Source organism: uncultured Thiothrix sp., from assembly GCF_937873765.1.
Taxonomy (GTDB): Bacteria; Pseudomonadota; Gammaproteobacteria; order Thiotrichales; family Thiotrichaceae; genus Thiolinea.
Genome location: NZ_CALMZC010000014.1, coordinates 152,553 through 165,409, shown reverse-complemented (window position 1 = coordinate 165,409; position 12,857 = coordinate 152,553). Strand labels below are relative to the sequence as shown.

The window sequence follows — 12,857 nt, the reverse complement described above, 5'->3', positions numbered from 1 at the left end:
ATAAGTAAACACGAACCCTCAGCCTCCCCTGCAGCATAGGGGAGGAGTTTATAGAGCTTGTTTAAACCTCCCTCGAAGATGCAGAGGGACTGAGATCAAAATGCTTAAGCGTCTAGAGTATCTAAAGCTTTTTGGAAACGATTAGCGTGTGAACGCTCAGCTTTAGCTAGAGTTTCAAACCAATCAGCAATTTCGTCAAAACCTTCTTCACGAGCAGTTTTCGCCATCCCGGGATACATATCGGAATACTCGTGGGTTTCGCCTGCGACTGCAGAACGTAGATTATCGGCAGTGCCTCCAATCGGTAAACCAGTGGCTGGATCACCAGAGACCTCTAAATACTCTAAATGCCCGTGAGCATGACCTGTTTCACCTTCAGCGGTAGAGCGAAACACGGCCGCTACATCGTTATAACCCTCAACATCAGCTTTTGCTGCAAAGTATAAATAACGGCGATTGGCTTGAGACTCACCGGCAAATGCATCTTTTAAGCTCTGCTCGGTTTTACTTCCTTTTAACTCCATTTTTGACTCCTCTTTTTTGGGTTAACAAATCAATCTATGAATGATACACCTGAGTCTAATCTAGCCAACTGCGCTTTTTATGTCCAATCGTATATTTTGAACATATTCATCGAATAAACCGAATTTAGTAACCTGTGTTAAACTTCAGTGAGAAGTCTGAAAAGCACCTGTTGATGTCTTATACTCAACAACAGCAAAATTTTAACGCTTCAAGGAATTAGCAATGAATTTATCAGCTACGCTTTACACTTTAGCAGCTATTGGTTTCTTTGCATTAATGGTAAACCGGCCTGTTATTGAACCCTCCAGTAATAAGCCAACTAATCCACCTATATCAACCAACGAGGCTGCAAGCCCCGCAAGAACTGAGCCTGTTATACTTGATCAATTGCCTGCCGAAACCACCACTCCTAATGAACCGCCTAAAGATAGCAGTACTCCCTCCAATACACAGCCTACTAGCACTTCAGTCAACTAAAACTCTCTGCTCAAGCAAAAGGCCGCTGTTGCGGCCTTTTAATCTAAAGAAACTAACAAGTTTAGACCATTTGAATCGGCAGCTTACAAGCACCAGGGATACGACCAAAACCAATTAAACGGTCTTGCCAGTAACCAGTAATCGTACTCACTGTCACTGTTTTACCCTTACGAGGAGCATGTAAAAACTTGCCATTACCTAAATAAATTCCTACATGGCTAACCCCATTGCCACGTGTTCTAAAGAACACTAAGTCACCACGACTGGCACTGCCACTCGCTACTTTTATCGCAGCTGCATATTGCTCAGCAGCAGTACGTGGAATACGCACATTAGCGCCCTGAGCCAAAGAATGTTGCACTAATCCACTACAATCGAAGCCTTTACCTGGCATTTTACCGCCCCACACATACGGCGTACCGATTTCACTCGCAGCCGTACGAATGACATTCTCGACTTTTTTCACCATCACTTGGGCGCGTTCTTGCTTAACTTGGATTTCAGCTTGTTGACGAGCACGTTTAGCTTTGGCTTTCGCTTGACGAGATTTAATAGCTGCTTTATTCGCTTCCCATTTTTGCACGTATTCCTCGCGAATTGCATTCTCTCTCGCAATGCGCTGACGCTCTTCAGCAGCCGCTTTGGCTTGTTGAATACGTAAGGCTTCAGCAGCGCGCGCTGCTTTTTCTGCTTCAAAACGGGCTTGGTATTGTTCGCGTGTTAGGCCGACTGCTGCGGTTCTGCGACTAACTGTATCAGTACTTTGATAGGCTTGAATTTGACGGCGAGCTTGGCGATTAACCTCGCGTTGGGCGTTATGTTTGTAGCTAGTTGAGCTATAGTGGCGGATTGAAGCCTTTTTAACGACGTAAGTGGTATTGTTACTGTTAGCGACAGCTGGCTGGACTGTTGGTTTCATCGATTCGGGCGTTGCCGCACAACCACCTAAAATGGCAGCTGATAATCCCAAAGAACAAACCGACACTCCCCTAAGACTACTACTTTTATTCATGAATTCCCTCGGATACAACGATCATCGAAATCCATTTCACTCAGGACTATGTATCAATCCGGATACATACTCAACCCCACTGACTTCCCCACAAACGAAACTAGCAAAATATTTACTTTGTTTCTATAGAAAGCATAAAAAATATCAGTTTTGAGTGAAATTAGTTAATTATTAAAATATTAATACTTACTAAAATTCTTTATTGACATTCCACTTTTATTTAGCCCAGTCTGATAGTTATCTTGATTAATCATCAGTCTCATTCTAATAAAATACTTGGTAAGTTGAGTATAGGTAAATTTTTTGGAGACTTGATAGTTCGATCAAAATCTAAGCGAACTACAACTGTTTTTATTAGCTACTAAATCTGACTATCTTTTCCTCTACCTCCAAAGTTGCGAACTATGCAGAACTCAAGGATACAGCGCAAGTTAATTTAGGTAATATGCACATTTTTCCTACAAAGACTAACCTTCAATTACTTCAAAGCCATGTGTAATTTCAGCAGTTTTGCCTAACATCATAGAGGCAGAGCAGTATTTTTCTGCTGACAATTTGACAGCGCGCTCGACTTTATCAGTAGACAGATTATGCCCTTTGACAATAAAGTGCATATGAATACGCGTAAAAACCTTTGGATCTTCATTCGCACGCTCAGCTTCTAACAGCACTTCACAATCACTGATAGCTTGACGCGATTTTTGTAAAATCATTACTACATCGAAGGAAGAGCAGCCCCCTAAGCCTAAAAGCAGCATTTCCATTGGCCTAATACCTAGGTTACGCCCCCCTGCTTCCTGAGCACCGTCCATTACCACTGAATGACCACTGCCTGACTCACCGACAAAACTCATATGATCTAACCATTTAACCCGTGCTTTCATCCCTAGCTCGCATGCATGTGTAAAAACCAGCATTCTAAACAGAGCATCTGTCGGATGCTAGGCCGTACTAAGCTTGATTTTTCTTAGGTCGCCACTAGAGCAATATGGTATCTTTGAGGATCCTTAATAGATTTACATATAGGAGATATAGAAAATGTTTGGAGAGTCACACGACTTATTGCACGAATTCCCAGAGCATAAGGAGCGTATTCATCAGCTAAAATTGGAAAATCATCACTTTGCGCGTTTGTTTGGTGAATATGATGAGCTGGAGCATCAACTCCATCGCATTCAACAAGAGATCGAAACTCCAGCAGATGAAGTCGTGGAAAGTTTAAAGAAGAAACGTCTGCACTTAAAAGATGAACTGCTCGCGATGATTACTCAGCATTAGTCTCAAGCTGCTAAGCGCTGCTCTATCGCCGCGAATAACAAAGCGGCGATATTAGTATTATAGATTTTGTCTAACTCACGAATACAGGTAGGGCTAGTGACATTGATCTCAGTCACATAATCGCCAATGACGTCTAAGCCCACAAACAACAAGCCCATTTCTTTTAAAACTGGCCCGATAGCTGCACAAATCGCCTGTTCGCGTTCTGTTAAGGGCGAACCGACTCCGGTCGCACCTGCTGCTAGATTGCCCCTACTTTCCCCCTCTGCTGGAATGCGTGCTAAACCATAAGGAAATGGCACACCATCAATCACCAGAATACGCTTATCACCTTGTTTAAATTCCGGTAAAAAACGCTGAGCCATTATCGTGCGGCGACCATAATCGGTAATAGTTTCTAGAATCACGCTACGATTGGGATCACCTTGGTGTACCTGAAAAATCATTGAGCCACCCATCCCATCTAACGGCTTGACCACAATATGACCTTGCTCTGCTAAAAACTCTCTGATCCGTTGCATGTCACGAGTCACACGAGTGGCTGGACAAAACTCAGGAAACCATGCAGTAAACAACTTTTCGTTAGCAGCACGAATACTTTCGGGACGATTAACCACTAATAAGCCTTGGCGCTGTGCTAGCTCCAATAAATAAGTAGTGTAGATATACTCCATATTGAAAAGAGGATCTTTACGCATCAATACGCAATTAAGGCGATGTAATTCGCGGGTGACAGGCTCACCTAGACTAAACCAACTCTTAGGATCATCTTGGACTTGTACAGGCTGCATACGCGCAAAAGTGATGCCGTTATCCGCAAATAAACTGTCTTGCAGCATATAAAACAGCGCCCAGCCCCGGCGTTGTGCCTCTAGCATCATCGCGAACGTACTATCTTTTTTAGTATTGATGCTAGCAATCGGGTCCATAACTACCCCAAGAGCATACGGAGCCTTTGACATACTCACCTCAGAATTCAGCTTTTAAATCGCGCCCAATCAGCTCTTGCACAGCTTGGCAAGGCGGTAAACCTTCATACAGAATACGGGTAACTTGCCGACAGATAGGCATTTCCACACCCGCACGCTCAGCCAGCTTGCCAATAGAATGCGCTGACTTAGCCCCCTCCACCGCTTGACCAATTTCAGTTAAGGCCGTTTGTAAATCTTTGCCTTGCCCCAAAGCTAAACCTAAACGGCGATTACGTGACTGATCATCGGTGCAGGTTAAAACTAAATCACCTAAACCAGCTAAACCCATTAGGGTTTCTGGTTTGGCTCGCAAATGTTGGCTTAAGCGCATCATTTCCGCTAAACCACGCGTGATCAAAGCCGCCCGCGCATTCGCCCCGAAGCCCAAACCGTCAGAAATACCCGCCGCAATGGCTAACACATTCTTTACCGCACCACCCAGCTCTACCCCGACAATGTCATCACTGATATAGACCCGATAGTTTTGACCATGGAAAGCACTTGCAACTTGCTGAGCTAACTCAGCGTGAGTCGCAGCTGCAGTCATGGCTGTGGGTAAACCTTTAGCGACTTCTAAAGCAAAAGTTGGCCCCGAAACAACTACGTAATTGTTAAAATCTGGCAAGGTTTCATTCATGACCTCGTGCAGGAGCTTACCAGTATTCAGCTCTAAGCCCTTAGTTGCCCAGCAAATACTATCACTGCTGGGCAGCAAATCTTTAAACTCCATCAGCAAGCTGCGAAAGCCATGACTGGGAACTACCACCAGATGCCAATGTGCGTGTTGTGCTACTTGAGCTAAATCGGGATGGACATGGAGCTTGTCTGGGAAGGGAATTTGCGGCAAATAGCGTGTATTCACCCGCTCTTGCTCAATTTGGCGGACATGCTCAGTATCAATATCCCAAAGCCAAACTTCACTACCATTTCGTGCTAATTGTAAAGCAAGCGCAGTTCCCCAAGAGCCTGCGCCATAAACAGCAATCGACTGCACAGAGCTCACTAGGCTGCTACAGTGGCAGGAGCAGCTGGGGCTTGGGTAGCTGTTTGCTCTTGTAAACGCTTAGCATAGAGTGCATCAAAATTAATAGGGGATAGATGCATTTCTGGGAAGCTACCTTTCGAGACCATACCTGCAATTACTTCGCGCGCATACGGGAATAAGGTATTGGGGCAATAAGCCGCTAATAAGTGATTGAGTTGTTCTTGACCATAACCACTAATGAAGAATACGCCCGCTTGCTTTACTTCAACTAAGAACGCGGTTTTGCTATTACTACTCACAGTAATCGTCAGTGACAACTCAACTTCGTAGTTACTATTGGCTAGCACATTCACATTCGTGTTCAAATCCAAGTTGGTATCTGGATTCCACTCTTCAGTAAAGACCTGAGGTGAATTTGGTGCTTCAAAGGACACATCTTTCACGTAAATACGTTGGATAATGAACTGGGGTTCTTGTTGGTTCTCTTGCTCAGCCATGACGGACTTTGACTCCTTGAAAGTACGGTAAACTCGTTTTTGTTGATCTTACTAAAGCTTAGGCCAGATTTTGCTGAACCCAGTTTTGAATTTGCTGTGCATTCATAGCACCAGAAACACGCGCTACCTCTTGCCCACCATTAAATAATATCATGGTTGGAATACTGCGAATGCCATAAATCATGCTCGCTTGTTGATCATCTTCGGTATTTACTTTAGCAAAGCGAATCTTCGGCTCTAAACGCGCGGCTGCCTCAGCAAAAGCTGGTGCCATCACTCGGCAAGGCCCACACCAAGGTGCCCAGAAATCCACAAGAATAGGCAATTCACTTTTTTGAATATGCCGTTGCAAACCAGCGAATTTAAATTCTGTCGGCTGCCCAGTGAATAAAACCTTAGCGCAAGCACCACAATGTGGATCACTTGCTAATTTATCTTCTGAAACTCGATTTGTCTTATGGCAATGAGGGCAAACAATATACATATCACACTAACCCTAATAATTTGTCTAACTCACCAGAGCGATTTAAAGCTGCTAAATCGTCGTAACCACCCACATGTAGATCCCCAATGTAAATTTGTGGAACCGTATCACGTCCAGTCATCTGTTCTAATTCAGCCCAAGTAATACCTGCCCCACCTACAGCTAAGTCTTCAAACTCAACTTGTTTTTGTTTCAATAGCAAACGTGCTCTTACACAATAAGGGCAAAAACGTGTGCCATAGAGCTTAATAGCAGGCATGACAATTACTTTTTCACTACCGGTAAATTTGCAGATTGCCAAGCGCTAAAACCGCCGGACAAATTAGTAACTTGCGCAAAACCATGTTTAGTCAAGGTCGCACAAGCGTGTGCTGAACGATTCCCTGAGCGGCAATACACTAAGATAGGTTTTTCTTTGCTTTTTTCAATCTCAGCAATGCGTTTATCTAGCTGCCCTAAAGGAATATGCTTAGCACCTTGGATTTTACCTTCGCGTACCTCATTATCTTCGCGCACATCTAGCACTAGCGATTCATCATTATTCATCAATTTGACAGCTTGGTTGACATCCACTTGCTTATATTTGCGGGTCATCCGATTAAATTCTGTCCAAATAATCAGACCAAGCACACCCATAAAGCCCATCACCAATAGAGAATGGTTTTGGACAAATGCCATATATTCGTTCAATTGAAGTCCTCCAGAAAGTGGAGCTTAAGATATACAGATGTGCGCAGAGCGTAAAGAGCTTTGCGCAGTTAGCTTATGGTTAACCAACATAATTAGTGCGAAGGACAGAACACTTCCTGCATCATACTAATCAAGCGCAAAGTCCGATAATCACCAACTTTATAGTACACACGGTTGGCGTCTTTCCGTGAAGTCAGAATACCTTTATCGCGCAAAATAGCTAGATGCTGCGAGATATTGCTTTGTGAAGTACCCACACTATCAACAATGTCTTGCACATTGACTTCTTGGTTACCTAGCACGCAAAGGATCTTTAAGCGTAAAGGATGAGAAATTGCCTTCAAAGAGCGTGAAGCACGGTCAATATCCTCATCACGTGCCAACATGGGGCTAGTAATATCACAACTGTTTTCCAAATTTGCGCTGTCTCTTAGTTCTATTTGCATACACTGACCCATTAATCTACGGCACTAGCACCTAAACTTTTAATTCCATCGCAAGCGCTAACTTGCTCTAATGATTTGTATATTAGCATACACAAATACAATCATATACTCAAAAGCACGAGTCGATTCAAGGCTGGACAAGCAGAAAGGAGCTACCTATGATCAATTTGCACAAAATTAATGTCACTATGACCGATATACTAGCAGTATGAAACTTCAAACCCAGCTCTTACCTCTCACCCATGCAACTAGCAAGCTACTGCTAGCTGGCTTATTTTTTTTACTGTTGAGCAGCGTGACTTGGGGACAAAGTGTTGAAAATTCAGCGGTCAGCCAAGAAATTGATCGTTTAAAAACCCAAATTGATCGTCAACAACAACAGTCTGAAAATTTAAATGATGAAGTTAATCAGATGGAGAAAAAAATCAGCGATATCGATAAAACTGTGTATGCCAATGAGCAAAAAATCGAAGCACTGTTAAATCGCTTACAAACTGCAAATAAACAAAAAGAAAAACTAGATGTTGACGTCGAAACTCAACGCGCGGCTTTAGCCCAGCAACTGGTAGCCATGTATACCGCTGGTGATCAATCCTATCTACGCTTACTGCTACGCCAAGATAACCCTTCTGATATTAGCCGTACCTTGCACTATTTCGAGTATTTGAATGCACATCGCAGTACCAAAATAGCAGCACTCAATGCGTCTATTATTAAAGTCCAAGATTTAACCAATCAAATGGAAAAAGATCGTCTGCAACTCACTAGTTTAGAAGAGAATCTGCATGGGCAAAAAAAGTCCTTACAAAGCACGGTTGCCTCACGCGAAACCGTTTTGCAGCGTTTAAAGAATGAAATCCGCATTAAGCAAGATCAAGTTGAGCGCTTACGTGTGCAAGAAGCCAAACTACAGACCAAATTTGATGAATTAGCCGCACGCTCTATAGTACAGACGCCAACTGCACCAGAAAAACCCGAACCAAAACTCCAAAGTGAGCCAAATTCGGCTAAGTCAGTTGAGCCGGAAAATCCTGAAGTCGCGCAAAAAGTTGAAAAAACGCCAACTCAATCAGTTACCAGTGAATTCACTTCAAATAAGTCCTTTTCTAATTTAAAAGGACGTTTGCCAGCACCGGTATCGGGTCAGGTTTTACATGCGTATGGCAGCCAACGGAATGAGAAACAAAATTGGCAAGGGATGGTGATTGCAGCTCAAGGTGGTTCTAAAGTACGAGCTATCGCACCCGGTAAAATTGCTTATGTCGGGCAAATGGATGGTTACGGTTTTTTAACAATTATTGAACATGACCGCAACTATATGACATTGTATGCCTACAACCGCGCTAACTATAAACAGGTTGGCGATCTAGTAAAAGCAGGCGAGGTCATAGCAGCCGTAGGCAGCTCCGGTGGGCAAGAACAGGACGCACTCTACTTCGAGGTTAGGAAGGGCCGCTCATTACAAAATCCTGCGCAATGGTTACGCTAATACGCTAAACTATGAGCCTGCACTTACCTGAAATCAGTGCCTGTCGATAAGGGTTAAACTCCTCGATTCCGGGCTAATGCACTAGATATATTTAAAGAAAATGGCTTCAAAAAGCCTGGAGAAGAAATAGCATGCATCCCAATCATCGTCTTGCAGTCGGTGTGCTCGCAGGCGCTATAGTCGGCGTCAGCGCTAGCTTGAGCCTCAGTGTATTTGCGTTTAAACAAACTCCTGATCAAACTGAGCTACCTCTCGAACAACTACAAAAATTCACAGAAGTTTATGCACGAATCAAGCAAGACTATGTAGAAACACCCGATAGCAAAGAAATGATCAATAATGCCATCCGTGGCATGCTGACAGGCTTAGACCCCCATTCTGACTATTTAGACGAAGAGTCATTCAGAGAACTGCAAGTGGGTACTAGCGGCGAATTTGGTGGCTTAGGTATTGAAGTGGGGATGGAAGATGGCTTCGTTAAAGTTATTTCTCCCATTGATGATACTCCAGCTCAAAAAGCGGGCTTGATGACTGGCGATTTGATTATTCGTTTAGATGAAGCGCCTGTGAAAGGTATGACGCTCAACGATGCAGTTAAAATGATGCGTGGTCAACCTGGTACCCAAATTGATCTATTGATTGTACGTGAAGGCAAAGATAAGCCTTTCAAAGTCACCCTAACACGTGATGTCATTAAAGTTCAAAGCGTAAAAAGTCGCATGTTAGAACCGGGTTATGGCTATGTCCGTATTTCTAGCTTCCAAGCAAAAACCACAGATGCGCTAATCGAAGCCTTAAATAAACTCAAGGCAGAGAATAAACAGAATCTGCGTGGGATTATTTTAGATTTGCGAAATAACCCCGGTGGCGTACTCAATGCTGCCGTGGGCGTCTCTGATGCTTTCCTGAATGATGGCAAAATTGTTTATACTGAAGGCCGCGTTGAAGATGCGAAGATGGAATACACCGCCAATGCCGGTGATGAATTGGACGGTGCACCTGTTGTTGTCTTAGTTAACCAAGGCTCTGCTTCAGCCTCCGAAATTGTCGCAGGCGCCTTACAAGACCACAAACGTGCTATTATCGTCGGCCAAAAAACTTTTGGTAAAGGATCAGTACAAACTGTTTTACCTTTAGATGAAAAGACTGCATTGAAATTAACCACTGCACGCTATTTCACACCCTCTGGCCGCTCGATTCAAGCGGAAGGTATTAAACCAGACATTGAAATGAAACCGTTGAAAGTCGCTGCTGATAATCAAACGGCTGATGAGGAGATCGCGCCTTTATCAGAAGCCGATTTCAATAAGCACTTAAGTAACCCGAATAAAAAACCCGAAGAAGCCACTACAACAGTCAAACCGGATGAATCTGCACCACCGGATAGCAGCTCAAGCACACCAGCAGTACCTACTGAAAACGACTCGGCTGCAGCGATTGTGAAGAAAGGTGAGGCGAAAGATAAATCACTAGCTTCTGAAGACTATCAATTGTTTGAAGCTCTAAACATTCTGAAGGGCATGGATTTAGTCTTAAACAAAACGAAGCCAGCAACTCCTGCAGCAAGTAATACTCCGCCTGCTGAAAGTAAACCTTTGTAAGTTCAAAACTCTAGCCCCTTGATACCAAGGGGCTAATTTCATCGGCGGATTCTATGTCACTAACTCACTTTAATGCTCAAGGCGAAGCTCACATGGTCAATGTGGGTGAAAAAGATATTACAACGCGGCGTGCTATTGCTAGCGGCAAAATTACTATGCAAGCAGCTACTTTAGCACTCATTCAGCAGGGTAAACATAAGAAAGGCGATGTACTAGGGATTGCCCGAATCGCGGGCATTATGGCGAGTAAACACACTGCTGATTTAATTCCGCTCTGCCACCCCTTAGCTCTAACACACGTAGATGTGCAATTAGACTTAGCCGCTGAAGAGCAGGAACCGGCCGTTGTTTGCCAAGTAACAGTGGAAACTAAGGGGCAAACTGGCGTGGAAATGGAAGCACTCACTGCCGTGCAAGTCACGCTTTTAACCATTTACGATATGTGCAAAGCCGTAGATCGGGGCATGTGTATGAGCGAGATACATCTAGTGCACAAATCAGGCGGCAAATCTGGCACTTGGACAGCCGATGTATAGCCTTAAGCCGTTAAGGGTTTAGCTTTAGGCTCTAGCTCTGAACTGCTCTGTTGTTGTACTTGTTGAGCCACACTCAATTCAGCAGGTGTATATTTCAAAAAAGGCTCAATATCAATCGTATCCCCTAAATGTTTTTTTGCATCTTTAATCGCTTGGGTTCGTTCGCGGAAAAAGCGGTTCTCACTAATTTGCTCAGCTAGACCAGAGCGTTGAAAAGCTTCATAAACTGGCAATTTGATACGTGCTACATAAAACCAAATACCATTAAAGCGTAAGCGCTCAGCTAATTTATGCAACATTTCTTCCCCTGTTGAATCGACCTGATCAACCGATTCCATATCTAGGACTAGCACTTTTAAATTCGGCTTTTGTGCAATAGCATTCAGCAATTTACCTTCTAAATAACCCGTATTGGCAAAGTACAGATCACCATCAAACCGATAAATAGCGACAGTATCACTGGTCTTTAAATGGTGGCGCTCAGCATCACGCATTGAACCATCCGCATGACGTGATACCTCTACAAAACGCGGACTCATCGTACGGTAGAGGAATAAGCCTAAAGACAAAATCACACCTAAGAAAATACCTTGATCCAAATGGGGCGCGAAGACTAAAGTTGCAACCAAGGTGATTACAGCCACAACTCCATCATGCTTTTCCACTTTCCATGCATGCTTGATGGGTGCAAATTTCAGCAGATTAATTACTGCCATAATAATAACAGCGGCTAAAGTAGCTTGTGGCAAGTCATACAAGAGTGGAGTCAAAAACAATAAAGTAATCGCTACTAGAATCCCCGTAATTACTGAAGAGAAACCAGTCACCGCACCTGCTGCAAAATTCACTGCCGAACGCGAGAAAGAACCTGATACTGCATAACCACTGAATAAACCTGCGGAAATATTAGCTAAGCCTTGACCCACCAGCTCTTGATTGGCGGATAAGCGTTGGCGAGTTTGTGCTGCCATCGCTTTAGCAATTGAAATAGCCTCTACAAAGCCCAGTAAACCAATAATCATGGCTGAAGTGGCTAACGAGCCTAAAGTTTGGATACTCATTGAAATACTGGGCAGATTAAAGCTCGGTAAACCTTGTGGAATTGCCCCAACCACACTACCACCTGCCGTTTGATAGCCTAAAGCCCAAGACAATAAAGTTGTTACGACAACCGTAATCAGTACATTAGGTTGGCGTGGAAAGTATTTGCGCAAAGTGAGCAACATGCCTAAAGCAATGATCGCCATTAGTACAGTGATGACTTGGGTTTTAGGTAGTGAACTTAAAATCGCCCACAAAAACTCATAATGATGATCAAATTGGTCAGCCTTAACATTCAAGCCAAATAGTTTCGGCACTTGTGAAGTACCAATAATCAATGCGCCAGCATTAGTAAACCCAATCACCACTGGATGAGATAAAAAATCGACTAATACGCCTAGCTTCAGTAAGCCAAGGCTGAGCTGAAAAAATCCAATCATAATCGCCAACAGTGCTGAATAAACTACAATTGTTTCAACGCCTTGGCTAATATAAGGCTGCATAGCCGCTGCAGACATCAAAGAAACAATAGCGACAGGACCAGTGCCTAATTGGCGCGAAGAACCAAATAAAGCACCAATCATGACGGGCAAAAAAGAAGCGTACAAACCAATGTAAGCGGGTAAACCAGCTAATTGTGCATAGGCCATTGACTGAGGAATCAAAACTAAAGCAACGGTCAAACCTGCCAAGGCATCCGCACGCAAAGTCGTTGGATCTTTTAACTCCCCTATCCATGCATGAAAGGGGGTAAACCGTCTCTTCCAACTACTTAGTAAAGCAGCCAGCCAATCATTCATCTAAGGCCTTCCTTTTAGCACTCCA

16 protein-coding genes are annotated in these 12,857 nt (G+C 43.6%); 5 read left to right on the top strand and 11 right to left on the bottom strand.

The genetic code is table 11. The annotated features are described in order from the left end of the window. Positions 1–104: 104 nt before the first annotated feature. On the bottom strand, positions 105–524 hold the full coding sequence (locus Q0307_RS04020; RefSeq protein WP_298656911.1) for a rubrerythrin family protein: 420 nt from the start codon (positions 522–524) through the stop codon (positions 105–107). A 223-nt stretch (positions 525–747) separates the two neighbouring features. Between Q0307_RS04020 and Q0307_RS04015 the strand changes: the two genes are divergently transcribed. Next, complete coding sequence (locus Q0307_RS04015) at positions 748–1,002, top strand: hypothetical protein (RefSeq protein WP_298656908.1); 255 nt, start codon at positions 748–750, stop codon at positions 1,000–1,002. Positions 1,003–1,063: 61 nt separating this feature from the next. On the opposite strand, the gene Q0307_RS04010 is transcribed toward Q0307_RS04015, so the two are convergent. Further along, positions 1,064–2,014, bottom strand: coding sequence for an NlpC/P60 family protein (locus tag Q0307_RS04010; protein ID WP_298656906.1), 951 nt, complete (start codon positions 2,012–2,014; stop codon positions 1,064–1,066). A gap of 467 nt (positions 2,015–2,481) precedes the next feature. Beyond that, on the bottom strand, positions 2,482–2,898 hold the full coding sequence (locus tag Q0307_RS04005; protein WP_298656903.1) for an OsmC family protein: 417 nt from the start codon (positions 2,896–2,898) through the stop codon (positions 2,482–2,484). 154 nt (positions 2,899–3,052) lie between these two features. Between Q0307_RS04005 and Q0307_RS04000 the strand changes: the two genes are divergently transcribed. Next, positions 3,053–3,292, top strand: a complete 240-nt coding sequence (locus tag Q0307_RS04000) for a DUF465 domain-containing protein (RefSeq protein WP_298656900.1) — start codon at positions 3,053–3,055, stop codon at positions 3,290–3,292. Between the two features lie 2 nt (positions 3,293–3,294). Here Q0307_RS04000 and gshB read toward each other — a convergent pair whose 3' ends face one another. The 7 genes from gshB to Q0307_RS03965 all read right to left on the bottom strand — a co-directional run bounded on the left by gshB (position 3,295) and on the right by Q0307_RS03965 (position 7,305). Next, positions 3,295–4,221: a glutathione synthase gene (gshB, locus tag Q0307_RS03995; protein ID WP_298656898.1), complete on the bottom strand. Its 927-nt coding sequence runs from the start codon at positions 4,219–4,221 to the stop codon at positions 3,295–3,297. Between the two features lie 40 nt (positions 4,222–4,261). Then, positions 4,262–5,266, bottom strand: coding sequence for an NAD(P)H-dependent glycerol-3-phosphate dehydrogenase (locus tag Q0307_RS03990; protein ID WP_298656895.1), 1,005 nt, complete (start codon positions 5,264–5,266; stop codon positions 4,262–4,264). Continuing rightward, positions 5,266–5,745: a protein-export chaperone SecB gene (gene secB, locus Q0307_RS03985; protein ID WP_298656893.1), complete on the bottom strand. Its 480-nt coding sequence runs from the start codon at positions 5,743–5,745 to the stop codon at positions 5,266–5,268. Before secB ends, Q0307_RS03990 begins: the two co-directional genes overlap by 1 nt. A 58-nt stretch (positions 5,746–5,803) precedes the next feature. Beyond that, the gene (gene trxC / locus Q0307_RS03980; RefSeq protein WP_298656891.1) at positions 5,804–6,229 is read right to left on the bottom strand and encodes a thioredoxin TrxC; all 426 of its coding nucleotides are present in this window, start codon (positions 6,227–6,229) and stop codon (positions 5,804–5,806) included. A gap of 1 nt (position 6,230) precedes the next feature. Then, positions 6,231–6,488 carry a glutaredoxin 3 gene (grxC, locus tag Q0307_RS03975; RefSeq protein WP_298656888.1) on the bottom strand — a complete coding sequence of 86 codons (258 nt, stop codon included), beginning with the start codon at positions 6,486–6,488 and terminating at the stop codon, positions 6,231–6,233. 5 nt (positions 6,489–6,493) lie between these two features. Next, complete coding sequence (locus Q0307_RS03970) at positions 6,494–6,907, bottom strand: rhodanese-like domain-containing protein (RefSeq protein WP_298656885.1); 414 nt, start codon at positions 6,905–6,907, stop codon at positions 6,494–6,496. Positions 6,908–7,011: 104 nt separating this feature from the next. Next, on the bottom strand, positions 7,012–7,305 hold the full coding sequence (locus Q0307_RS03965) for a metalloregulator ArsR/SmtB family transcription factor (protein ID WP_200807021.1): 294 nt from the start codon (positions 7,303–7,305) through the stop codon (positions 7,012–7,014). 268 nt (positions 7,306–7,573) lie between these two features. Between Q0307_RS03965 and Q0307_RS03960 the strand changes: the two genes are divergently transcribed. From Q0307_RS03960 to moaC, 3 genes are all read left to right on the top strand, one after another. Next, positions 7,574–8,854 carry a peptidoglycan DD-metalloendopeptidase family protein gene (locus Q0307_RS03960; RefSeq protein ID WP_298656882.1) on the top strand — a complete coding sequence of 427 codons (1,281 nt, stop codon included), beginning with the start codon at positions 7,574–7,576 and terminating at the stop codon, positions 8,852–8,854. Positions 8,855–8,985: 131 nt separating this feature from the next. Then, positions 8,986–10,455: a S41 family peptidase gene (locus Q0307_RS03955; protein WP_298656879.1), complete on the top strand. Its 1,470-nt coding sequence runs from the start codon at positions 8,986–8,988 to the stop codon at positions 10,453–10,455. Positions 10,456–10,508: 53 nt separating this feature from the next. Then, positions 10,509–10,991, top strand: coding sequence for a cyclic pyranopterin monophosphate synthase MoaC (gene moaC / locus Q0307_RS03950; protein WP_298656876.1), 483 nt, complete (start codon positions 10,509–10,511; stop codon positions 10,989–10,991). Between the two features lie 2 nt (positions 10,992–10,993). Here the strand turns inward: moaC and Q0307_RS03945 are convergent, their stop codons facing one another. Then, a complete protein-coding gene (locus Q0307_RS03945; RefSeq protein ID WP_298656873.1) occupies positions 10,994–12,832 on the bottom strand; it encodes a SulP family inorganic anion transporter in 1,839 nt (612 codons plus the stop codon). Between the last annotated feature and the right edge of the window lie 25 nt (positions 12,833–12,857).

What these genes read in the sequence shown, in the direction of transcription:
- Q0307_RS03960 (WP_298656882.1), top strand. Translation starts at nt 7,574, where the DNA reads ATGAAACTTCAAACCCAGCTCTTACCTCTCACCCATGCAACTAGCAAG.
- Q0307_RS03955 (WP_298656879.1), top strand. Translation starts at nt 8,986, where the DNA reads ATGCATCCCAATCATCGTCTTGCAGTCGGTGTGCTCGCAGGCGCTATA.
- Q0307_RS04010 (WP_298656906.1), bottom strand. Translation starts at nt 2,014, where the DNA reads ATGAATAAAAGTAGTAGTCTTAGGGGAGTGTCGGTTTGTTCTTTGGGA.
- Q0307_RS03965 (WP_200807021.1), bottom strand. Translation starts at nt 7,305, where the DNA reads ATGTTGGCACGTGATGAGGATATTGACCGTGCTTCACGCTCTTTGAAG.
- secB (WP_298656893.1), bottom strand. Translation starts at nt 5,745, where the DNA reads ATGGCTGAGCAAGAGAACCAACAAGAACCCCAGTTCATTATCCAACGT.
- trxC (WP_298656891.1), bottom strand. Translation starts at nt 6,229, where the DNA reads ATGTATATTGTTTGCCCTCATTGCCATAAGACAAATCGAGTTTCAGAA.
- Q0307_RS04015 (WP_298656908.1), top strand. Translation starts at nt 748, where the DNA reads ATGAATTTATCAGCTACGCTTTACACTTTAGCAGCTATTGGTTTCTTT.
- Q0307_RS04000 (WP_298656900.1), top strand. Translation starts at nt 3,053, where the DNA reads ATGTTTGGAGAGTCACACGACTTATTGCACGAATTCCCAGAGCATAAG.
- Q0307_RS03970 (WP_298656885.1), bottom strand. Translation starts at nt 6,907, where the DNA reads ATGGCATTTGTCCAAAACCATTCTCTATTGGTGATGGGCTTTATGGGT.
- gshB (WP_298656898.1), bottom strand. Translation starts at nt 4,221, where the DNA reads ATGGACCCGATTGCTAGCATCAATACTAAAAAAGATAGTACGTTCGCG.
- Q0307_RS04005 (WP_298656903.1), bottom strand. Translation starts at nt 2,898, where the DNA reads ATGAAAGCACGGGTTAAATGGTTAGATCATATGAGTTTTGTCGGTGAG.
- moaC (WP_298656876.1), top strand. Translation starts at nt 10,509, where the DNA reads ATGTCACTAACTCACTTTAATGCTCAAGGCGAAGCTCACATGGTCAAT.
- grxC (WP_298656888.1), bottom strand. Translation starts at nt 6,488, where the DNA reads ATGCCTGCTATTAAGCTCTATGGCACACGTTTTTGCCCTTATTGTGTA.
- Q0307_RS04020 (WP_298656911.1), bottom strand. Translation starts at nt 524, where the DNA reads ATGGAGTTAAAAGGAAGTAAAACCGAGCAGAGCTTAAAAGATGCATTT.
- Q0307_RS03945 (WP_298656873.1), bottom strand. Translation starts at nt 12,832, where the DNA reads ATGAATGATTGGCTGGCTGCTTTACTAAGTAGTTGGAAGAGACGGTTT.